Here is an 18,921-nt window from a genome sequence, read left to right as displayed (position 1 = left end):
TCAGTCACCGTCGTTGGCATTGAAGCCCAGCTGAATACCCAGCGCCTTGGCCAGGTCGCCTTCGTGCAGGCGATGGACGGCGTTGAGGCTGTCGTAGATGTCGTTGAGCTGCTGACGCCCGGCTTCGTCTTCGAGCAGTTCGCCCAGCGGCTTCTGATTGTCGCTCAGTTGCTTGAGGGCGTTGGCATAGGCTGCGTCGATCTTGTCGGCCAGGGCTTTTTGATCCTTGCCCAGCAGGCCGCGCAGGCCCTGGTTGTCGACACCGACCCAGACGGTTTGCGCCGCGGTCAGGCTGGCTTCCAGGCTTTTCAGCGAGGAGTGACTGCGCCAGGCTTCTGCCTGCAACGGTTGCGGGATGCCTTTGCTCAGACGGCCCATCGGCGCGCCGAGTTTTTTCTTCAGGGTATCCAGTGCGGTGACCTGAGCGCGCAGCAAGTCGGCGATCGCCTCGTGGGAGTCGGCGTAGCGCTGGTTGGGGAACTTGGTCATCTGCGCGAGCATGCCGTCGGTGTTGTTCCAGCCTTTGAGGATCTCTTCGGCCAGGACTTTCTGGTGCTCGCCGATGGCCACCAGCAGCGGGCAGTAACGGGCTTTCTGCTCGGCGCTGGCGACGTCTGGCTTGCTGTCGAAGAGGATGTACTCGTAGGCGGACAGGCCGCGTACCACCACGCTGGACTTGGCCAGACTGGCGGCATCGATCGGCTTGTCAGCGCTGACCAGTTGCTCGACCTGACGGCCGACCAGGTTCTTCTTGTCTGGCCAGAACTGTACCTGCCAAGCGCGGTTGCCTTCAGCCAGCGGGCCGATCAACAGCGGTTGCAGCTCTGCCCAGGCTTTCTGTGCGTGGAGGAAGTCGGCGCGTGCGGTTGCCAGATCGGCCTTGCCTTCGCAGTAGGCCAGGGCGCTGACGGCCAGCTGGCGGTCGGCTTCGACCCAGCGGCTGTAGGTCGGCAGGATCACCTGCTTGGCGATCGCGGCAGAGGTCACTGCCTGCGGATCCTGCGGCGAGCAGGCGCCGAGGGCGAGGGCGGCAAGACTGGTGAACAACAGTTTAGGACGGAACATGCCCGGCTCCTCTCTCTTAAAGTGAATTCAGGAACGCCAGCAACGCGGCGCGTTGTTCGGCATTGAAGGTCAAGACGTGCTGCTTGGCCGCTTCGGCTTCGCCACCGTGCCAGAGCACGGCTTCAAGCAAGTTGCGGGCGCGGCCATCGTGAAGAAATCCGGCTTGCGCGCTGACGGTCTGGGTCAGGCCGATACCCCACAGCGGTGCGGTGCGCCAGTCCTGGCCGCTGGCGGCGAATTCGCTGCGGTTGTCGGCCAGACCTGGGCCCATGTCGTGCAACAGCAAATCGCTGTAGGGGCGGATCAGCTGGTTGGCCAGTTCCGGCTCGGCAGCGTCGGCGGCGGTGGTAAAGCTTGGGGTGTGGCAGCTCTGGCAACCGGCCTGGTGGAACAGGTTCTTGCCGGCCAGCACCTGGGGCGAGTCGACGTCCTGGCGGATCGGTACCGCCAGGTTGCGGGCGTAGAACAGCACCAGACGGGCAATATTGTCGCTGACCTCCTGCTCGCCATTGGCACCGTTGCCATTGGCGGCTTTCAGGCAGTCGACCTGTGCCGCAGTGCAGTCGTCTATCGGCCGCAGGCTGCTGGTCAGGCCCATGTCGCCGGAAAACGCATGGACGTTCTGCTGGTTGATGTTCGGTTGTCCGGCTTTCCAGCCGAAGCGGCCAAGCACGGTCTTGCCCAGGGCATCGTCCCAGACCTGGTTGGGTCGGCCACGGATACCGTCACCGTTGCGATCGTCGGGATCGGCATTGGCCAGAATCGCGGCTTCGGGGATGGCTTCGAGCAGGCCCAGGCCGATCATCGGCGGGGCGACGCGGGCGGAAAAGCGCGTATCGGGATGCATCGGACCGTAACCGAGCTGACTGATCTGCAGCCTTGGCTGGCGCAGCTCGACCTGGGTGCCGTCCTTGAAGGTCACTGGCACCGGCGTGTACTCGACGCGCACTTTGCCTTCGGGGGTGACGCCGGGCACGGCCATGTCCTGGAACTGGCCGCCATACACCGGCTCGGGTACCACGCCCAGTTGCTCGATGACCTTGGCGTACTGCGGTTGATCAGGAATCGAAAGACGCACGATCATCGACACGGCATGTTTGGCGCTGGGGCCGGGCGGATGGCCGCGGCCATCCTTGATATGGCAGTTCTGGCAGGCGTTGCTGTTGAACAACGGCCCCAGCCCATCGCGGGCAGTGGTGGTCGCCGGGGCGATCACCCATGGATTGCGAAAGAAGCTGTTGCCGACACTGAAATCCAGGCGACGGCTCGGCGCGAGGTTGGCCGAGGGCATGGAGTAGGCGTTCTGGTCGCGCTTGTTCACCGTCGTTTTGCCGCCGGCAAAGGCTTCGCCCGGTTCCGCCTGGGTGAAACGCGGAGCGTCGTCACAGGCGACCAGGGTCGTGGCCAGAAGCAAGGGGCTGAGACGGAGCAGCAACGAAGACATCAAGAATCCTGAGCTTGAGCAAAAAACCGGCGTGCAAGCTTAGCAGGCTCAGGATCATGGAATAAGAGGGATTTGCGTTTGCTAGATGAAATCTGTTTGCGGCTGCTGATCGCGGGGCATAAAAAAGGCGACCCGCAGGTCGCCCTTTTCTGGTCCGGCGGCTGAATCAGAACTCGTGATCAGCGGTATCCGGGTTCAGGTTGGCAATGCCCAGCTTGCCGGCGGCCTGTTCGATCGCACCGGTCTGCTTGACCAGCGAGGCGATGGCGTCACGCACGATCTGGTTGCCGGCGGTGTTGTCGGCAGCGATCAGCTGGTCGTAGTGCTCGCCCTTGAGCGCGTGGTCGACAATGACCTGGAGCTTCGCTTCAGTGGCTTCAAGGTCGGCCTTGAGGGTTGCGTCGGTGGCTGGATCGATCTTGGCCACCAGCGACGACAGGCTCGGGCCGGTCAGCTTGGTACCGTCTGGGCGGGTGTACTCGCCGAGGTAGACGTTACGGATGCCCTTGGCGTCGTAGAAGTGCGAGTAGTGGGTGTTGTCGCTGAAGCAATCGTGCTCGTCTTCAGGCGAGTTGGCTTCCAGGGAAACCTTCATGCGTTCGCCCGCCAGTTCACCCAGCGACAGGCTGCCCATGCCGAACAGCATCTTGCGCAGGCCGTCGGTCACAGGTTCTGCTTCCAGGGTGGCGCGGTAGTTGGTGGCAACGTTGGGGGCCCAGTTGCCGACCATTTCTTCAAGGTCATTGACCAGCAGTTGGGTCACTGCCTTGAGGTAGGCGCGGCGACGTTCGTTGTGACCGCCAGTGGCGCCTTTGCCTTCCAGGTAGTCGGAGGCTGGACGGGCGCCGGCGCCTGGGCCGGTGCCGTTGAGGTCCTGGCCCCAGAGCAGGAATTCGATGGCGTGGTAGCCGGTGGCGACGTTGGCTTCGGAACCGCCCAGCTCATTCAGGCTGGCGAGTTTTTCCGGGGTGATTTCTTTTACGTCGATCTTGTCTTCGCCGACCTGGATCTCGGTGTTGGCGATGATATTGGCCGATGCGCCCGGGTTACCCAGAGCGTGCTCGTAGCTGGCGTCGACATAGTCGATCAGGCCTTCGTCCAGCGGCCAGGCGTTCACTTGACCTTCCCAGTCGTCGACGATGGTGTTGCCGAAGCGGAACACTTCGCTCTGCAGGTAAGGCACGCGAGCAGCGACCCAGGCGGCCTTGGCGGCTTTCAGGGTTTCGTCGTTGGGGGTGGCGAGGAACGCATCGACAGCAGTCTGCAGGGTCTTGGCGGTGCTCAGCGAGTCGCTGTAAACGGCGTGAACCATGTCGGCGTAATGCTTGACCACCGCCTTGGCAGCGGCCTCGTCGACGGCGCCTGCCGCAGCCGGGGCTGCTGCGCTGGTCGCCGGGGCCTGGGCTTGCGGTGCGGCAGCCTTGTCCTTGTCGTCGCCACAACCGGCGAGAGAGATGGCAATGGCCAACAGACTGGCGGTGGCCAGAGGCATACGAATCATGGTGAATTCCTGCGTCGAGAGGTTGGACAGGCGTACCGGGGTACGCAAAGCTGCAACATAATGCGAAAGATTTGCATTTTGTGTAAAGGGGCAGCCACGTAAATATTCAAATGCGTGTTTCCGACGCTTCGTTCACTGTCTTCAAGGGTTTAGAGAATCGAAACCTGATTGCGCTGCGCCTGCTTGAGGAACACCGTCAGCTCGCGCGCTGGCAGTGGTTTGCTGTAGTGGTAACCCTGACCTTCATGGCAGCCCTGAGCGATGATGTAGGCCTCCTGCTCGGCGGTCTCCACGCCCTCGGCGATCACCTGCATGCCCAGGCTCTTGCCCAGCTGGATGATGGCGCGAACGATGGTGGCATCGTCGTCGTCATCGAGCAGGTCCTGGACGAAGCTCTTGTCGATCTTGATCTTGTCCAGCGGCAAGGATTTCAGGTAGCTGAGCGAGGAATAACCGGTGCCGAAGTCGTCAATGGCGATCAATGCACCGGAGCGGCGCAGGCTCAGCAGGTGCTGGGCGGCGGTGCTGATGTCTTCCATCAGACCGGTTTCGGTCACCTCCAGCTCCAGGCTGCGCGGCGGCAGGCGGTAGATCTGCAACAGGTTGTTGACCACCCGCGGCAACTCATTGTGGTGCAATTGCACGGTCGACAGATTGACCGCCATGCGCAATTCGCTGAAGCCTTGGTCGTGCCATTCACGCAGTTGCCGGCAAGCCTGGTCGAGTACCCATTCGCCGATGGCAATGATGTTGCCGTTCTGCTCGGCGAGGGGGATGAACTGGTCCGGCGGGACCATTCCCAGTTCCGGATGCTGCCAGCGCAGCAACGCTTCGACCCCGACCACACGGTGGTCGCGATAGCTGATCTGTGGCTGGTAGACCAGGTACAACTGATTGCGCGGCAGGGCTTCGCGCAGGTCCTTTTCCAGCTCGCGGCGGCGGCGCATTTCGCTGTCGACGCTGGCGATGTAGAACTGGTAGCGATTGCGCGAGCGGGTCTTGGCCAGGGTCATGGTCTGCTCGGCTTTTTGCAGCAGCTTTTCGGTGCTGTCGCCGTCTTCCGGGAACAAGGTGATGCCGATGGTGGCGCGCAGGCGGATTTCCTGGTGGTCGAGGGCGAACGGGGCCTCCAGGTCGTCGAGAATGCTCTGGGCCAGTTCCGCCGCTTCGTAGGGTTGCTCGATATCGGCCTGGACCAGGGCGAACTGATCGCCGCCCAGACGTGCCAGGGCGCCGAGCCGTCCACTGTGGGCGCGCAGGCGATCGGCCAGGGCCAGCAGCAGTTGATCGCCGGCCTGGTAACTGAATTGCTCGTTGATCCCCTTGAAGTCGTCAAGCCCTACACACAGCACCGCAACTCGGCGCTGTAGGCGACCGGCATCGACGAGGATCTTGTCCAGTTGCTGTTGCAGTTGCTGACGATTGGGCAGGCCGGTCAGGAAGTCGTACTGGGCCATGCGCTGCAGGCTGTTTTCGGCCTCGTGTCGCAGGTGGGTATTGCGCTCGATCGATGCCAGCAGCTGGTTGGCGGTATTGACCCACACGCCCAGCTCGTTGCGCTCGTGGCCTTTGATCAACGGCAGCTGATGCTGGCTGGGGCGGTCGGGATTGATCTGGGTAAGGTGTTCAATGATCTTCGACAGCGGCTTGGTCAACATCCAGTGATAGACCAGGTACAGCACCAGGCCCATGGCCAGGGCGCGCAGCACCCCGGAAATGAAGATGATCACCGAATTGACCAGAAAACCTGCGCCATAGGACGCCGTGTCGAGGGTGATGCTCAGGTCGCCATAATATTCGCTGTAGGGACCACGGCCGACCAGTTGGGTGTTGAAGGTGCGCTCCTGGCCAAGGATCAGGTCGGTGAGCCAGCGCGTGCTCGACTCCTGCAATGGCCGGGATTTCTCGGCGAGCATGGTTTCGTTGGGGTGGCCGATGGAGGCCATGCGCACGGATTCGTCCTGGAACAAGCCTTCCATGACCTGCATGCCCATTTCCTTGTCCAGGCTATAGACCGCCTGGGTGGAAGGGTCGCGGAACATGTCGAGGATTCGCTGGGCGTCACTGGCCACTGCCTGACGGGTCTTGTAGGCATCAAAGACGATCTGCGCACAACTGAGAACGACACCAACCACCAGTGCCGAGAGCAGTACGACCCTGAGCAACTTGACCGATAAGCTGTTCTTGAGTTCCAGCTTCAATGGGGTTTCCTTAATCCATGCGCATGGCATCATTTTGCCATCATTCTTGGCAATCCACTATCGGCCGCTGACAGAACATACTCCACCCCTGAGGTGAGGGTATTGCTGCTATCACTGTATCGGTTGCCCGGCCTTGCGACTTTAATCCTGGAAGCAAACTTCCCAGGGTTTGATGTTAGCGCGGTATCAGTTTCGGGCAAGAGCCGGACACGGTTGCGCAGACGAAAAAAAACCCGGACAAGCCGGGTTTTTTTCGCTACTGGTGGGAGCGGGCTTGCCCCGCGATTGCGTTCTGTCAGACAGGCCGCATCGCGAGGCAAGCTCGCTCCCACAATTGCTTAAGCGGTGAAGGTCTTGCCTTCGAACTGCTCGGCAACGAACTTCCAGTTGACCAGGTTCCAGAACGCCTCGACGTACTTAGGACGCAGGTTGCGGTAGTCGATGTAGTAGGCGTGTTCCCAGACGTCGCAGGTCAGCAGCGGGGTGTCGCCGCTGGTCAGTGGGCAGCCGGCGCCGATGGTGCTGGCCAGGGCTAGGGAACCGTCAGCCTTTTTCACCAGCCAGCCCCAGCCGGAGCCGAAGGTGCCGACGGAAGTCTTGGTGAACTCTTCCTTGAACTTGTCGAAGGAGCCGAACGCAGCGTTGATGGCATCAGCCAGGGCGCCGGTAGGCTGGCCACCGGCGTTTGGCGCCAGGCAGTTCCAGTAGAAAGTGTGGTTCCAGACCTGAGCGGCGTTGTTGAAGATACCGCCCGAGGAGGACTTGACGATCTCTTCCAGGGTTTTGCCTTCAAACTCGGTGCCTGGCACCAGGTTGTTCAGGTTCACGACATAGGTGTTGTGGTGCTTGTCGTGGTGGTACTCCAAGGTTTCCTTGGAAATGTGCGGCTGCAGGGCGTCGTGTGCATAAGGCAGCGGCGGCAATTCAAAAGCCATGGTGATTCTCCTAATCAGGTCTGTTGCGGTGAGCGCAAGGCCGATCACGGCGGCCGGTGTGCGTCGGGGAGTTTGTACTCTTTGCGACGCAAGGGCTGGATCATAGCACCCGGCCCTGTGCTTAACCACGCAACAAGTGTACGGGAAAGAGGTTCCAGAGCCTTTGCCGGCAGCAGACCAGTGGTGCTCAGGTGAAGATCAGTTGCGCCGCCACGGCGAACATCATCACCGCCACCATCAGGTCCAGAAGGCGCCAGGTGCCGGGGCGTGCCAGCCAGGGCGCAAGCCAGGCAGCGCCGAGGGCAAGGGTGAAGAACCACAGCAACGAGGCGCTGGCCGCACCGGCCACATAAGCTCCGGGCACGGTCTGCTGGGCGCCCAGCGAGCCGATCAGCAACACCGTGTCCAGGTACACATGGGGGTTGAGCAGGGTCACCGCCAGGGCGCTGAGCAGTACCGCCCGGCGCGAGCGCAGGCCCTGGCCTTCATCCTGTTGCAGGCTCTGCTGCGAACAGGCGCGCAGCAGCGCCTTGCTGCCGTACCAGATCAGGAACACCGCACCGCCCCAGCGTGCCACCGCCAGCAAGGTCGGGTTCTGCGCCAGTACCGTGGCCAGGCCGAATACCCCGGCCGCCACCAGGATGGCATCGCAGAACACACAGAGCGCGGCTACCGGTAAATGATGTTCACGGCGCAGGCTTTGCGCCAGCACGAATGCGTTCTGGGTGCCGATCGCCATGATCAGGCCGAAGGCGACCAGCAGGCCGTTCAAGTAGCTTTGCCACATAGGGGATGCTCCACAGGCGCCAGCAGGACGCTGGCGCAGAAAACCAAAAAAGTTGCTGGCCATTCTGGGGGGTGGATCTGTATAAGAAAAACAAATAAACCTGATCTGGCATTAGGAAAAATAATGTTCGATTACAAACTGCTTTCCGCGCTCGCCGCGGTCATCGAACAGGCCGGTTTCGAGCGTGCGGCGCAGGTGTTGGGGTTGTCGCAATCGGCGATCTCGCAACGGATCAAGTTGCTCGAAGCACGAGTCGGGCAACCGGTCTTGATACGCGCCAATCCGCCTAGCCCGACGGATGTCGGCCGACGCTTGCTCAACCACGTTCAGCAGGTGCGGCTGCTGGAGCGCGACCTGCAAAGCCAGGTGCCGGCGCTGGACGAGGAGGGCATGCCCGAACGTTTGCGTATCGCCCTTAACGCCGACAGCCTGGCCACCTGGTGGGCGGGGGCGGTCGGCGCCTTTTGTGCCGATCAACAGGTATTGCTGGACCTGGTGGTCGAAGATCAGGAAGTCGGTCTCAAACGCATGCGCGCGGGTGAGGTGGCCGCGTGCCTGTGTGGTAGCGAACGTCCGGTCGCCGGTGCGCGCAGCATACTGTTGGGGGCCATGCGTTATCGTGCCCTTGCCAGCCCGGCATTCATGGCCCGTTACTTTGCCGAGGGTTTTGATGCCAGGCGCTTGCCGCGCACGCCGGCACTGGTGTTCGGGCCGGATGACTTTCTCCAGCATCGCTACCTGGCTTCGCTGGGGATCGAGGACGGTTTCCTGCATCACCTGTGCCCATCTTCCGAGGGCTTTTTGCGTATGACCGAGGCCGGTCTGGGCTGGGGGCTGGTGCCGGAACTGCAGGTACGCGAGCAACTGGCCAGCGGGCGGCTGGTAGAAATTTCAGCGGATAAACCCATCGACGTGCCTTTGTACTGGCATCATTGGCGCAACGGCGGACAACTGCTCGGGCAATTGACCGAGCACCTGCGTCAGACCGCCCGGCAATGGCTGGTGCCCTTGTAAGGTCTGGCAGCGTCAGCAGCATCTGAAAATTGGTAAGGCGGAGTGGTACATGCGAATTCTGGTCACCGGCGCAAGCGGCTTCATTGGCGGGCGCTTTGCGCGCTTTGCCCTGGAGCAGGGCCTTGAAGTCCGGGTCAACGGCCGGCGTGCCGAAGGCGTCGAACACCTGGTGCGGCGCGGGGCGCAGTTCATCTCTGGCGATCTGGGTGACCCGGACCTTGCGCGCCGTCTGTGCCAGGGCGTCGATGCCGTGGTCCACTGCGCCGGGGCTGTGGGTAACTGGGGGCGCTACCAGGACTTCTACCAGGGCAATGTGGTGGTCACTGAAAATGTGGTCGAGGCGTGCCTTAAAGAGCATGTGCGGCGCCTGGTACACCTGTCGTCACCGTCGATCTACTTCAACGGGCGTTCGCAGCAGAACATCCATGAAGAGCAGGTGCCGCGGCGCTTCTATGATCACTACGGGGCCACCAAGTACCTGGCCGAACAGAAAGTCTTCGGCGCTCAGGAGTTCGGCCTCGAAGTCCTGGCCTTGCGCCCGCGTTTCGTCACCGGCGCCGGGGACGTCAGTATCTTCCCGCGTTTGCTGCAGATGCAGCGCAAGCGCCGCCTGGCCATCATCGGCAACGGCCTGAACAAGGTCGATTTCACCAGTGTGCAGAATCTCAACGAGGCGCTGCTGAGCGCGTTGTTCGCCGATGAGCAGGCGCTGGGCCAGGCCTACAACATCAGTAACGGTCATCCACTGCCATTGTGGGATGTGGTCAACTATGTGATGCGCCAGATGCAGTTGCCGCAAGTCACCCGCTACCGCTCCTTTGGCCTGGCCTACAGCCTAGCTGCGCTCAACGAAGGGGCCTGCATGCTTTGGCCTGGGCGTCCGCAGCCGACCTTGTCGCGCCTGGGCATGCAGGTAATGAGCAAGGATTTCACCCTGGACATCAACCGCGCCCGGCAGCTATTGGATTACCGGCCCACGGTCAGCCTGTGGACGGCACTCGACGAGTTCTGTGGCTGGTGGAAGGCGCAAGACCCGCAGCAGTGAACCGGCAAGCGGGTTTGCGGTCGATCAGTGCGCGGTGTAAGCGGTTTATACTAGTGCCCATTTGCTATTGCGGCGGTTGAAGGCTCCCATGCGTAACGATGCTCAAGACGATTTCGACAATGTCCCGACGCTGCGTGTCAGTACGCGGGATGACGATGATTTTGACCCCTTGCCGCCAGGCACAGGTCCGATTGCCGGTGGCGCGCGAAAAGCCCCGAGGGCGGCCAGCACCGGGCCGTTGTGGGCGCTGTTGGGCGCATCCTTCATCGCTCTGGCCGGGCTTGGCTGGTGGAGTTTTCAACAGGTGTCGTTGATGGAGCAGCAACTGGTAGCGACCCAGGAAAGTTTTGCCCGCATCAGCGAAGAAGCGGCGGGACGCCTGCAGGCCATCAGTGGCAAGGTCGATGCCAGCGAGTCCAGCGTCAACAGTGGTAGTGAAGCGTTGAAACTGCAGATCAAGCAGCTGCAAGCCAGCCTTGTCGAGCAGAGCAAGCAGCAGCAGGGCGTTGCCGGGCAGGCGGGTGACCTGGGCAAGCGTCTGGAGCAAGTGTTGGCGCAGGCCACTGAACAGCAGGCGGCGACAGCCAGGTTGCAGGCTGAATTGCAGGCTCAATTGAAGGCGGTGAACAGCGAACTGGCAGTCTTGAAAGCGGCTCAGGTGGACGGCGGCAAGCTCGACACCCAGATCAACAGCCTGAATGGCGAGGTGGCTGCGCTGAAGAAGCAGGGCAACCCCAGTGCGGCTATCGAGCGTCTGGAACAGGATCTGCTGGTGCTCAAGAGCGAGCAGGAGAATCGCCCGGCGGCGCCTGTGGCCAGTGGTGCTTCGGTTGCCGAGTTCGATGCGTTTCGCCGGCAGATGACGCGCAGCCTCAACACCTTGCAGAGCCAGGTGCAGAACCTGCAACAGCAGATCAATGCGCGGCCTTGATGGATGGTGAATCTATCGCGGGGCAAGCCCGCTCCCACAGGGGTTGTGTGATACCTGTGGGAGCGGGCTTGCCCCGCGATGCCGTTTACATCCGCGGATAGTCGATGTATCCGACCGGCCCTTTGCCATAGAAGGTTTCAGGATGTGCCTGGTTCAGCGGCGCATCCGCTGCCAGGCGGGCCGGCAGGTCCGGGTTGGCAATGAACGGTACACCGAAGGCCACCGCATCCGCCCGGCCGCTGGCCAGCGATGCATTGGCACTGGCCTTGGTGAAGCGTTCGTTGACGATGTAAGGGCCACCGAAGGCTTCCTTGATCAACGGCCCAATGCTGTCATCCGCTTCCTTCTCCCGCGAGCAGATGAAGGCAATCCCGCGCTTGCCCAGTTCACGGGCCACATAGGTAAAGGTTTCGGCGCGATTGGCGTCACCCATGTCGTGAGAGTCGGCGCGTGGCGCCAGGTGTACGCCGACGCGTTGCGCACCCCATACGTCGATCACCGCATCGGTCACTTCCAGCAGCAGTCGTGCACGGTTTTCCAGTGAGCCACCGTACTGATCCGTACGCTGGTTGGTGCTGCTCTGCAGGAACTGATCGAGCAGGTAGCCGTTCGCGGCATGCACTTCCACACCATCAAAACCGGCGGCCTTGGCGTTCTCGGCACCGGTGCGGTAGGCCTCGACGATATCGGCGATTTCTTCCGTTTCCAGGGCCCGTGGCGTCGGGTAGTCAGCCAGCGGACGTACCAGGCTGACATGGCCTTTGGGCTGGATCGCGCTCGGTGCCACCGGGGTTTCACCGTTGAGGTAGAGCGGGTGCGAGATACGCCCGACATGCCAGAGCTGCAGGAAGATCCGCCCGCCGGCGCCATGGATGGCCTTGGTGACGTTGGTCCAGCCACGCACCTGGTCGGTGGACCAGATACCCGGGGTGTCGGGGTAGCCGACACCCATTGGCGTCACCGAGGTGGCTTCGCTGAGAATCAGGCCGGCGCTGGCGCGTTGTACGTAGTACTCGGCCATCAACGCGTTGGGTACCCGGCCTTCATCGGCGCGGCAACGGGTCAGCGGCGCCATGATGATGCGGTTCGGCAATTCGAGGTCGCCGAGGGTGATCGGATCGAAAATAGTCGTCATATAAACCTCAAGGCTGATCAGTGAGTGGCAGGTGCCAGTTCGGCGTTGTTGCCGCGCTGGCTGAAGGTAATCAGGGTGACGATCAGGGCCAGCACCGCGAGTGCGGCGGCGGCCAGGGGTACGCGGGTCAGGCCCAGCCCTTGCGCGATAACGCTGCCGCCGACCCAGGCGCCGAGGGCGTTACCCAGGTTGAAAGCGCCGATGTTCAGGGTCGACACCAGGTTCGGGGCGGCCTTGCCGAAGGTCACCACATTGACCTGCAGGGCCGGTACCGCGGCAAAGGCGGCCGTGGCCCAGAGGAACAGGGTGATCTCGGCGGGGATCAGGGCCGTGCTGGTCCAGCTGAGTACGGTGGAAACCACCGCCATGCTGGCGAACACACCCACCAGGGTGGCGCCCAGGCGCTTGTCAGCCAGCTTGCCGCCAACGATGTTGCCCAGGGTGAGGCCAACGCCGATCAACAGCAGGGTCCAGGTCACGCCCCGTGGCGAAACGCCGGTGACATCGCCCAACAGCGGCGCAACGTAGGTGAACAGGGCAAACATCGAGGCCGAGAACAGCACGGTCATCGACAGCGACAGCCAGATACCGGCGCCCTTGAGCGCCGCCAGCTCGGCGCGCATGTCGAGTTTTTCCTCGTCATGGCGAAATGGCAGGAAACGGATCAGGCCGATCAGGGCAATCACCCCGATCACGGTCACGGCCCAGAAGGTCGAGCGCCAGCCGTATTCCTGACCCAGGGCGGTGCCCAGTGGCACGCCAAGCACGTTGGCCAGGGTCAGGCCGGTGAACATCAGGGCTACCGCCGAGGCACGGCGATTGGCCGGCACCAGGCTGGCGGCAACCACCGAGCCGATGCCGAAGAAGGCGCCGTGACACAGGGCGGTGACCACCCGGGCGAACATCAGCAGGTTGTAGTCGCTGGCCACCGCACACAGCAGGTTACCAACGATGAACACGCCCATCAGCGCGATCAGTGCGGCTTTACGCGGCAGCTTTGCGGTGGCCAGGGCCATGAACGGTGCACCGATGGCCACGCCCAGGGCGTAACCGGTGACCAGCCAGCCGGCACCGGGAATCGACACCCCGAGGTCCGCCGCGACATCGGGCAGCAGGCCCATGATGACGAACTCGGTGGTGCCGATGGCGAAGGCGCTGAGCGCCAGGATGATGAGTGAAAGGGGCATTGCAAGGTCCTTGTCAGAGCTCTTGGCTCATCTGCTTGAGGAAGGCCTGGATGGTTTCCTCATTGCGCTTGAAAAAATGCCACTGGCCGATCTTCTGGCTGCTGATCAGGCCCGCGCGTTGCAAGGTGGCCAGGTGGGCCGAGACCGTGGACTGCGACAGGCCGCAGCGTTGGTCGATCTGCCCGGCGCAGACACCGTGTTCGGTGCTGTGGTGCTGGTCAGGGAATTGCACGTCGGGGTCTTTCAGCCAGTTGAGGATTTCTCGCCGTACTGGGTGGGCCAGGGCTTTTATTATTTCGTCGAGATCGAGAGGCATGGTTGGGCTCATGGTTGTGTAGCGGTATATCGCGATGGGGCGAAATATAAATCGGTATTTCGCGATATACAAATATGAAGGTGTTCTTAGCTCAGCGTAAATCGCTATATCGGGTTATAACGATATGATCATGACCGGTGCTAGACTGCGCTGATGAACTATCTCGCACACCTTCATCTGGGCGGCCAACAACCCGAGCAACTGCTCGGCAGCCTCTATGGGGATTTCGTCAAAGGGCCGTTGGCCGGGCGATTTCCCTTGCCGCTGGAAGCGGCGATCCGCCTGCACCGGCAGATCGATGTCTTCACCGACAGCCATCCGCTGGTCTTGCAGTCGCTTGGGCGTTTCCCCCGGGAGCGGCGACGCTATGCCGGGATCATCCTCGATGTGTTCTTCGACCATTGCCTGGCGGCGCATTGGCAGGACTATGCCGATCAGCCTCTGGCGCAGTTCACCGGCCGGGTCTATCAGGTGCTGGCGGCGCAACCGGACCTGCCCGGCCGGCTGGCGCAGATCGCGCCTTATATGGCGGCGGATGACTGGTTGGGCTCGTACCGCGATTTTGCGGTGCTGGAGCAGGTGTTCCGCGGGATCGCCAGGCGCTTGTCGCGCCCCGAAGGGATGGACGGCGCCATCGAGCTGGTCGATGCGCTGTATGCGCCGTTGATGGATGACTTTCGCAGCTTTTATCCCGAGCTACAGGCCTTCGCCGGCAAAGCCCTGGCTTAGCCCTAGGCCGCTTTGGCCCGGCGTTGCGGCTGAGCGACGGGCTGCTCGGCGCCAAACAAGGCTACCTGAATTGCTTGCTGGGCCTTGAAGGCCAGCGCCGCGCGTTCTTCGCCGGTGCTCGGGATCGGCTGCAACAGCTTGATTTCCACTTCGCCACACTCATGGGAAAACAGCCGCATCAGGTGTGAGAGCAGATCGTCGTCACCAATGAAAGGCGCGATTGCATCGGCCTGGCCATCACGCAGGTAGCGCACGGCCACCGGTTGCAGCGGCACCTGGGTATCGATGGCGCTGGCCAGCAGGCGACCGTGGAAGGTGCGCAGGCTGCGGCCATCGGTGGTGGTGCCTTCCGGAAAGATCAACAACGCGCCCGCCTCTTGCAAGTGCTGGCTGATCTGTTTGCGCAGTAGCTGACTGTCGTTACCGCCACGGCGGATGAACAGGGTACCGGCCTTGAGCGCCAGCCAGCCGGCCACCGGCCAGCTGCGCACTTCGGCCTTGGACAGAAACGACAAGGGCGTGAGCATGCCCAGCAGCGGGATGTCGGTCCATGACACATGGTTACTGACCCAGAGCATCGGCTGTTGCGGCACCTGGCCAAGCACCCGGACCTTGAAGGGCAGGGCCTTGCTCAGCTGGCGCATGAACAGTTGCGACCAGCGCTGACGGCGCTCGGCCGAGGCCGGAATGCGCAGGTGTTCATAAAGGCTGAACAGTGCCGCCATGCCCAGGCCGAACAGCACCACCAGCACTACCCGCAGGACGCGTGCAAAGACGCGCAAGCCCCGCATCAGACCGCCGCCTTGAAGTGGCGGGCGTAGCGCGGGCAGAGTTCGTCGCGCTTGAGCAGGATGAACACGTCGGCGACCTGGAAGTCCTCGTCCCAGCACGGCTCGCCGCAGATCTTCGCGCCCAGGCGCATATAGGCTTTGAGCAGCGGCGGCATTTCGGCGATGACGTTGCCGGGCAGGGCCAGACTTGGCAGCGGCTTCTTCGGTTCGGCGCGCAGGTGTTCGGTGCACAGGAAACGTTCGCGCAGGCGTTGCATGATCGCATGGGCCTGGACACCACCGTCCTGCATGGGAATGCTGGCGCAACCCATCAGGTAGCTGTAGCGCCCTTCATTGAGCACTTCGGCCAGTTCCGCCCAGAGCACGGCGATGGTGCCGCCATTGCGGTAGGCCGGGTCGACGCAGGTGCGGCCCAGCTCGAGGATCGGCCCCTGCAGATGGCCGAGGCCATGCAGGCTGAATTCTTCTTCACTGTAGAAGCGTCCCAGGCTGCTGGCCGCCTGGTGATCGAGCAGGCGCGTAGTGGCGACCAGGCGACCGCTGTTGAGGTCACGTACACCGATGTGGCGGCAATGAATGTCGTAGTCATCCATGTCCAGGCCCAGTTCGGCGCCTTTGAGCTTGGCCTTGAACTCACCGCTGAAGACGCTGAAACGAAGGGCCTGCGCTTCCTGCAGGGCCGCAGGGCCAACCAGGCGTTCGGCTTGCAGACGGCGTGCAGTGCTGTTGTCGCCAGGGGGCGCGATCCGGGTCATTGCGAGTCTCCATAAGCCAGCCATGGGGTTGCGGCCGGTCGGCTTTGTTGTGCAAGCTCAGCCTAGGTAGACGCGGTGTCACCCCCATGAATCTTTGGTGATGCTTGTATGACAGCCCTCAAGGAGCACGACGATGGCCTGGCTGCAACGACTCAATGACCCACAGCGACAGCCCCTGTCAGCGGATCTGGGCGAAATCTACAGCAGCCTGCTGGCGCGTCTGGGCACGGTCAGCCCGTTCGAACTGGCGGTACTCGGCGGGCGCGCAATGCCGACCCCGGGGCTGGCGTTTCTGCTCGGTTACCAGGCAGCGTTGCGAATGCTCTGGCCGAGTGCTCCGGCAAGTATTGGCGCCTTGTGTGCGAGTGAGCGGCGCAGCGTGCGCCCGGCCGACATGCAGGTGCGCCTGGATGACTTGCGCCTGACCGGCAGCAAGGATTTCGTCACCGCCGGACTGGATGCCGACTGGCTGTTGGTGGCGGCGCGCAGCGAGGCTGCCGGTGAGTTGGCGCAATTGAGCCTGGCGGTGGTCTATCCCGGTGAGCCCGGCGTACGCCTGGAGCCTTTGCCGGCCCTGCCGCTGATGCCGGAAGTCGGTCACGCCCGTCTGCATCTGGATCAGGCCTTGTGCGAGCGCCTGGCCGGCGATGGCTGGGATGCCTACGTTAAACCGTTCCGCACCCTTGAAGACCTTTATGTGCTCAGCGCCCTGTGTGCCTGGTTGTATGGCGTCGGTCAGGACAGTGCCTGGCCGCAGGGTTTGCAGTTGCGTCTGATCGGTTTGCTCGGTGGCTGCGCCGAAGGCAGTCGGCAATGTGCCGATTCCACGGGGTGCCACTTGCTGCTCGGCGGCCTGTTTGCCCAGTTCGCCGCGCTCAAGGACGAAATCAACCAGGCATTGAGCAACAGTCCCGGCGAGTGGGCAACGCTGTGGCAGCGTGACCAGGGCTTGCTGGAGATTGCCAGTGCGGCACGGGCCAAGCGCCTGGCCAAGGCCTGGGCCAGCGCCGGGTTGTCATGAAGCACTGCTAGTCTGGGCAGACGTTGGCTTTGAGTGACGTCGCATGAATACAGTGCTGTCGGGGCTGTTGCTTGGCCTGATCTTCACCAGCGTCCCAGCCTTGAGCGAGGAGCGCTGGCCAGCTGCAGACTGGCCGCAGGCAGCTGACATCAACAGCCCGGCCTGGTACCCGGTGCAGGCGTACGCCTTTGCTACACGTGACGACAACAGCCGAGAGGGCGTGCGCACCGATGCCCTGCTGGTGATCAAGGACGGGCGTATTGTTTATGAGCATTACGCCGCACCGACCACCGCACAGACACCGCACCTGACCTGGTCCATCAGCAAAAGCGTGCTGGCTACCGTGTTGGGGGTGGCCCACGGTGAAGCGCGCTTTGCCCTCACTGATCCGGTCGCGCGTTTTTACCCGCCCATGCAGGCCCATCCGCAGGTTCGTCTGCAAGACCTGCTGCACTGGGCCAGCGGCTTGGACTGGCAGGAAGACTACGAATATGCGCCGCTGCATTCCTCGGTTGTCGCCATGCTCTACACCCGTGGGAGCACTGACATGGCCGCCTACACCGCCGCGCGCCCGGCGGCAGCTGAACCGGGGCAGCGCTTTCTCTATTCCAGCGGCGACAGCAACCTGCTGGCGGCGGCCTTACGGGAGATGGTCGGGCCGCAGCGCTATGGGCAGTACCCCTGGGATGCGCTGTTCACGCCGTTGGGCATCACCTCGGCGGTCTGGGAGCGGGATGCCAGCGGCACGCTGGTTGGCTCCTCTTATCTCTACATGAGCGCCCGCGACCTGGCGCGTATTGGCTTGTTGATGCAACGTGACGGTCGCTGGCAGTCCGAACAGCTGCTGTCCAGGGACTGGGTGGCGTTCAACCGCAGCCTGTTCGCCAAGGCTGCCGCACAACCCGGCGAGGCTAATCCCGGCGGGCAGTGGTGGCTCAACCAGCCGTTGCCCGGCGCAGCGCGGCCCTGGCCCGATGCGCCGGCCGACACCTTTGCGGCCTTGGGGCACTGGGGTCAGGCTTTGTATGTGCTGCCCGATGAACAACTGGTGGTGGTGCGCTACGCCGATGATCGCGATGGCCAGTTCCAGCACAACGAACTGCTCAAGCGGGTGCTGGCGGCGCAGGGCAGGGGACGGCCATGAAGCGTGTGCTGCTGGTGCTGTTACTGCTGGCGGGCGCCTGGGTCTATTACGAGCGTCAGGCCCTGGCGGACTTTACCGGTATCCTCAGCGCTTATTCGGCCAAGGAATATTGCTCCTGCCGTTTTGTTATGGGCTTCGACGCGCCTTACTGCCAGGCCTATGTACGCCAATACCTGCCCCTGAGCCGGCTCGAGGAAAATACCCAAACCCGCGAGGTGACTGCCGTGGGGCTGGGCGTTGAGCGCCATGCGCGCTGGCAGGGTGTACGTGAGGGCTGTGGCTTGCTGCCTTGAAGGCAGCCGGGTAAGGTTGACGGCTTCTGTGTTACAGGATTTCTCATGTTCTCTTTGCCCCGTCTTCTCCTGGCTTTGCTCGCGCTGCTGAGCTTTTCCGCCCAGGCCAACTGGCACCTTGATGGCGAGTCGTCACGACTGTCGTTCATTTCCAGCAAAAATGGCGATACCGCTGAAGTCCATCGTTTTCTCGTGTTGCATGGCAAGGTCGATCGCAAGGGCGCGGCCGAGCTGATGATCGAGATGGACTCTAACAGCAGCGGTGTGCCGTTGCGCGATGAACGCATGCGCAAGGACCTGTTCGAGTACGCTCGTTTCGCGGAAGCCAAGGTGCGTGCCCAGATCGATCTGCGGCCGATCAACGACCTGGCCAATGGTGCTCAGGTCGAGTTGCGCCTGCCGGTGACGGTCGAACTGCACGGCAAGGAACACAGCTACAACGCCTTGTTGCTGGCCACGCGCCTGGATGAGCGCCGCTTCCAGGTGGTGACCCTGGAGCCGTTGATGTTGCGTGCCGAAGAGTTTGACCTGCTGCCGGGCCTGGAGACCTTGCGCAAAGTCGCCGGGCTCAAGTCCATCAGCCCGTCGGTGCCGGTGTCCGCGGTATTGATCTTCACGGCGCGCTGA

General features: G+C 62.6%; 19 protein-coding genes. 8 read left to right on the top strand and 11 right to left on the bottom strand.

Going from position 1 to position 18,921, the window contains the following annotated elements:
- The 6 genes from NPS47_RS10540 to NPS47_RS10515 all read right to left on the bottom strand — a co-directional run bounded on the left by NPS47_RS10540 (position 1) and on the right by NPS47_RS10515 (position 7,933).
- Positions 1–1,065, bottom strand: a complete 1,065-nt coding sequence (locus NPS47_RS10540; RefSeq protein ID WP_274294924.1) for an imelysin family protein — start codon at positions 1,063–1,065, stop codon at positions 1–3.
- Positions 1,066–1,081: 16 nt separating this feature from the next.
- Entirely contained in the window at positions 1,082–2,509 is a 1,428-nt protein-coding gene (locus NPS47_RS10535) for a di-heme oxidoredictase family protein (protein WP_274294923.1), read from the bottom strand.
- A 166-nt stretch (positions 2,510–2,675) separates the two neighbouring features.
- A complete protein-coding gene (locus NPS47_RS10530) occupies positions 2,676–4,010 on the bottom strand; it encodes an imelysin family protein (RefSeq protein WP_274294922.1) in 1,335 nt (444 codons plus the stop codon).
- Between the two features lie 149 nt (positions 4,011–4,159).
- Positions 4,160–6,241, bottom strand: coding sequence for a putative bifunctional diguanylate cyclase/phosphodiesterase (locus NPS47_RS10525; RefSeq protein ID WP_425313495.1), 2,082 nt, complete (start codon positions 6,239–6,241; stop codon positions 4,160–4,162).
- A gap of 308 nt (positions 6,242–6,549) precedes the next feature.
- Positions 6,550–7,146, bottom strand: coding sequence for a superoxide dismutase (locus NPS47_RS10520; RefSeq protein WP_107026376.1), 597 nt, complete (start codon positions 7,144–7,146; stop codon positions 6,550–6,552).
- Positions 7,147–7,333: 187 nt separating this feature from the next.
- On the bottom strand, positions 7,334–7,933 hold the full coding sequence (locus tag NPS47_RS10515) for a LysE/ArgO family amino acid transporter (protein WP_274294921.1): 600 nt from the start codon (positions 7,931–7,933) through the stop codon (positions 7,334–7,336).
- Positions 7,934–8,056: 123 nt separating this feature from the next.
- Here NPS47_RS10515 and NPS47_RS10510 point away from each other — a divergent pair, with 123 nt between their 5' ends.
- The 3 genes from NPS47_RS10510 to NPS47_RS10500 all read left to right on the top strand — a co-directional run bounded on the left by NPS47_RS10510 (position 8,057) and on the right by NPS47_RS10500 (position 10,923).
- Positions 8,057–8,947, top strand: a complete 891-nt coding sequence (locus NPS47_RS10510) for a LysR family transcriptional regulator ArgP (protein ID WP_274294920.1) — start codon at positions 8,057–8,059, stop codon at positions 8,945–8,947.
- Between the two features lie 49 nt (positions 8,948–8,996).
- Entirely contained in the window at positions 8,997–9,992 is a 996-nt protein-coding gene (locus tag NPS47_RS10505) for an NAD-dependent epimerase/dehydratase family protein (RefSeq protein ID WP_274294919.1), read from the top strand.
- Between the two features lie 88 nt (positions 9,993–10,080).
- Positions 10,081–10,923, top strand: a complete 843-nt coding sequence (locus NPS47_RS10500; protein ID WP_274294918.1) for an ATPase — start codon at positions 10,081–10,083, stop codon at positions 10,921–10,923.
- Positions 10,924–11,008: 85 nt separating this feature from the next.
- On the opposite strand, the gene NPS47_RS10495 is transcribed toward NPS47_RS10500, so the two are convergent.
- The 3 genes from NPS47_RS10495 to NPS47_RS10485 are packed head-to-tail and all read right to left on the bottom strand — an operon-like array spanning position 11,009 to position 13,561.
- A complete protein-coding gene (locus NPS47_RS10495; RefSeq protein ID WP_274294917.1) occupies positions 11,009–12,058 on the bottom strand; it encodes an alkene reductase in 1,050 nt (349 codons plus the stop codon).
- Positions 12,059–12,075: 17 nt separating this feature from the next.
- Entirely contained in the window at positions 12,076–13,245 is a 1,170-nt protein-coding gene (locus NPS47_RS10490; protein WP_274294916.1) for an MFS transporter, read from the bottom strand.
- A gap of 13 nt (positions 13,246–13,258) precedes the next feature.
- Positions 13,259–13,561: an ArsR/SmtB family transcription factor gene (locus NPS47_RS10485; RefSeq protein ID WP_038607345.1), complete on the bottom strand. Its 303-nt coding sequence runs from the start codon at positions 13,559–13,561 to the stop codon at positions 13,259–13,261.
- A 153-nt stretch (positions 13,562–13,714) separates the two neighbouring features.
- Here NPS47_RS10485 and NPS47_RS10480 point away from each other — a divergent pair, with 153 nt between their 5' ends.
- Positions 13,715–14,290, top strand: a complete 576-nt coding sequence (locus NPS47_RS10480; RefSeq protein WP_274294915.1) for an ACP phosphodiesterase — start codon at positions 13,715–13,717, stop codon at positions 14,288–14,290.
- Positions 14,291–14,292: 2 nt separating this feature from the next.
- Here NPS47_RS10480 and NPS47_RS10475 read toward each other — a convergent pair whose 3' ends face one another.
- Positions 14,293–15,081, bottom strand: coding sequence for a lysophospholipid acyltransferase family protein (locus NPS47_RS10475; protein WP_274294914.1), 789 nt, complete (start codon positions 15,079–15,081; stop codon positions 14,293–14,295).
- Positions 15,081–15,836: an L-ornithine N(alpha)-acyltransferase gene (olsB, locus tag NPS47_RS10470; protein WP_274294913.1), complete on the bottom strand. Its 756-nt coding sequence runs from the start codon at positions 15,834–15,836 to the stop codon at positions 15,081–15,083. Before olsB ends, NPS47_RS10475 begins: the two co-directional genes overlap by 1 nt.
- A gap of 133 nt (positions 15,837–15,969) precedes the next feature.
- On the opposite strand from olsB, the gene NPS47_RS10465 reads away from it, so the two are divergent.
- From NPS47_RS10465 to NPS47_RS10450, 4 genes are read left to right on the top strand one after another with little or no spacing between them, the layout of a single operon-like run.
- Positions 15,970–16,857 carry an acyl-CoA dehydrogenase gene (locus NPS47_RS10465; RefSeq protein WP_274294912.1) on the top strand — a complete coding sequence of 296 codons (888 nt, stop codon included), beginning with the start codon at positions 15,970–15,972 and terminating at the stop codon, positions 16,855–16,857.
- 52 nt (positions 16,858–16,909) lie between these two features.
- The gene (locus NPS47_RS10460) at positions 16,910–18,001 is read left to right on the top strand and encodes a serine hydrolase domain-containing protein (protein ID WP_425313494.1); all 1,092 of its coding nucleotides are present in this window, start codon (positions 16,910–16,912) and stop codon (positions 17,999–18,001) included.
- On the top strand, positions 17,998–18,294 hold the full coding sequence (locus NPS47_RS10455) for an amidase (protein ID WP_274294910.1): 297 nt from the start codon (positions 17,998–18,000) through the stop codon (positions 18,292–18,294). Before NPS47_RS10460 ends, NPS47_RS10455 begins: the two co-directional genes overlap by 4 nt.
- A 45-nt stretch (positions 18,295–18,339) precedes the next feature.
- Complete coding sequence (locus tag NPS47_RS10450; RefSeq protein WP_274294909.1) at positions 18,340–18,921, top strand: YceI family protein; 582 nt, start codon at positions 18,340–18,342, stop codon at positions 18,919–18,921.

Source organism: Pseudomonas putida, assembly GCF_028682475.1.
Lineage (GTDB): Bacteria > Pseudomonadota > Gammaproteobacteria > Pseudomonadales > Pseudomonadaceae > Aquipseudomonas > Aquipseudomonas putida_AG.
This window is presented reverse-complemented; position numbering and strand designations above follow the sequence as displayed.

What these genes read in the sequence shown, in the direction of transcription:
- NPS47_RS10515 (WP_274294921.1), bottom strand. Translation starts at nt 7,933, where the DNA reads ATGTGGCAAAGCTACTTGAACGGCCTGCTGGTCGCCTTCGGCCTGATC.
- NPS47_RS10450 (WP_274294909.1), top strand. Translation starts at nt 18,340, where the DNA reads ATGTTCTCTTTGCCCCGTCTTCTCCTGGCTTTGCTCGCGCTGCTGAGC.
- NPS47_RS10520 (WP_107026376.1), bottom strand. Translation starts at nt 7,146, where the DNA reads ATGGCTTTTGAATTGCCGCCGCTGCCTTATGCACACGACGCCCTGCAG.
- NPS47_RS10465 (WP_274294912.1), top strand. Translation starts at nt 15,970, where the DNA reads ATGGCCTGGCTGCAACGACTCAATGACCCACAGCGACAGCCCCTGTCA.
- olsB (WP_274294913.1), bottom strand. Translation starts at nt 15,836, where the DNA reads ATGACCCGGATCGCGCCCCCTGGCGACAACAGCACTGCACGCCGTCTG.
- NPS47_RS10485 (WP_038607345.1), bottom strand. Translation starts at nt 13,561, where the DNA reads ATGCCTCTCGATCTCGACGAAATAATAAAAGCCCTGGCCCACCCAGTA.
- NPS47_RS10535 (WP_274294923.1), bottom strand. Translation starts at nt 2,509, where the DNA reads ATGTCTTCGTTGCTGCTCCGTCTCAGCCCCTTGCTTCTGGCCACGACC.
- NPS47_RS10510 (WP_274294920.1), top strand. Translation starts at nt 8,057, where the DNA reads ATGTTCGATTACAAACTGCTTTCCGCGCTCGCCGCGGTCATCGAACAG.
- NPS47_RS10505 (WP_274294919.1), top strand. Translation starts at nt 8,997, where the DNA reads ATGCGAATTCTGGTCACCGGCGCAAGCGGCTTCATTGGCGGGCGCTTT.
- NPS47_RS10475 (WP_274294914.1), bottom strand. Translation starts at nt 15,081, where the DNA reads ATGCGGGGCTTGCGCGTCTTTGCACGCGTCCTGCGGGTAGTGCTGGTG.
- NPS47_RS10480 (WP_274294915.1), top strand. Translation starts at nt 13,715, where the DNA reads ATGAACTATCTCGCACACCTTCATCTGGGCGGCCAACAACCCGAGCAA.
- NPS47_RS10500 (WP_274294918.1), top strand. Translation starts at nt 10,081, where the DNA reads ATGCGTAACGATGCTCAAGACGATTTCGACAATGTCCCGACGCTGCGT.
- NPS47_RS10540 (WP_274294924.1), bottom strand. Translation starts at nt 1,065, where the DNA reads ATGTTCCGTCCTAAACTGTTGTTCACCAGTCTTGCCGCCCTCGCCCTC.
- NPS47_RS10495 (WP_274294917.1), bottom strand. Translation starts at nt 12,058, where the DNA reads ATGACGACTATTTTCGATCCGATCACCCTCGGCGACCTCGAATTGCCG.
- NPS47_RS10490 (WP_274294916.1), bottom strand. Translation starts at nt 13,245, where the DNA reads ATGCCCCTTTCACTCATCATCCTGGCGCTCAGCGCCTTCGCCATCGGC.
- NPS47_RS10525 (WP_425313495.1), bottom strand. Translation starts at nt 6,241, where the DNA reads ATGCCATGCGCATGGATTAAGGAAACCCCATTGAAGCTGGAACTCAAG.
- NPS47_RS10455 (WP_274294910.1), top strand. Translation starts at nt 17,998, where the DNA reads ATGAAGCGTGTGCTGCTGGTGCTGTTACTGCTGGCGGGCGCCTGGGTC.
- NPS47_RS10530 (WP_274294922.1), bottom strand. Translation starts at nt 4,010, where the DNA reads ATGATTCGTATGCCTCTGGCCACCGCCAGTCTGTTGGCCATTGCCATC.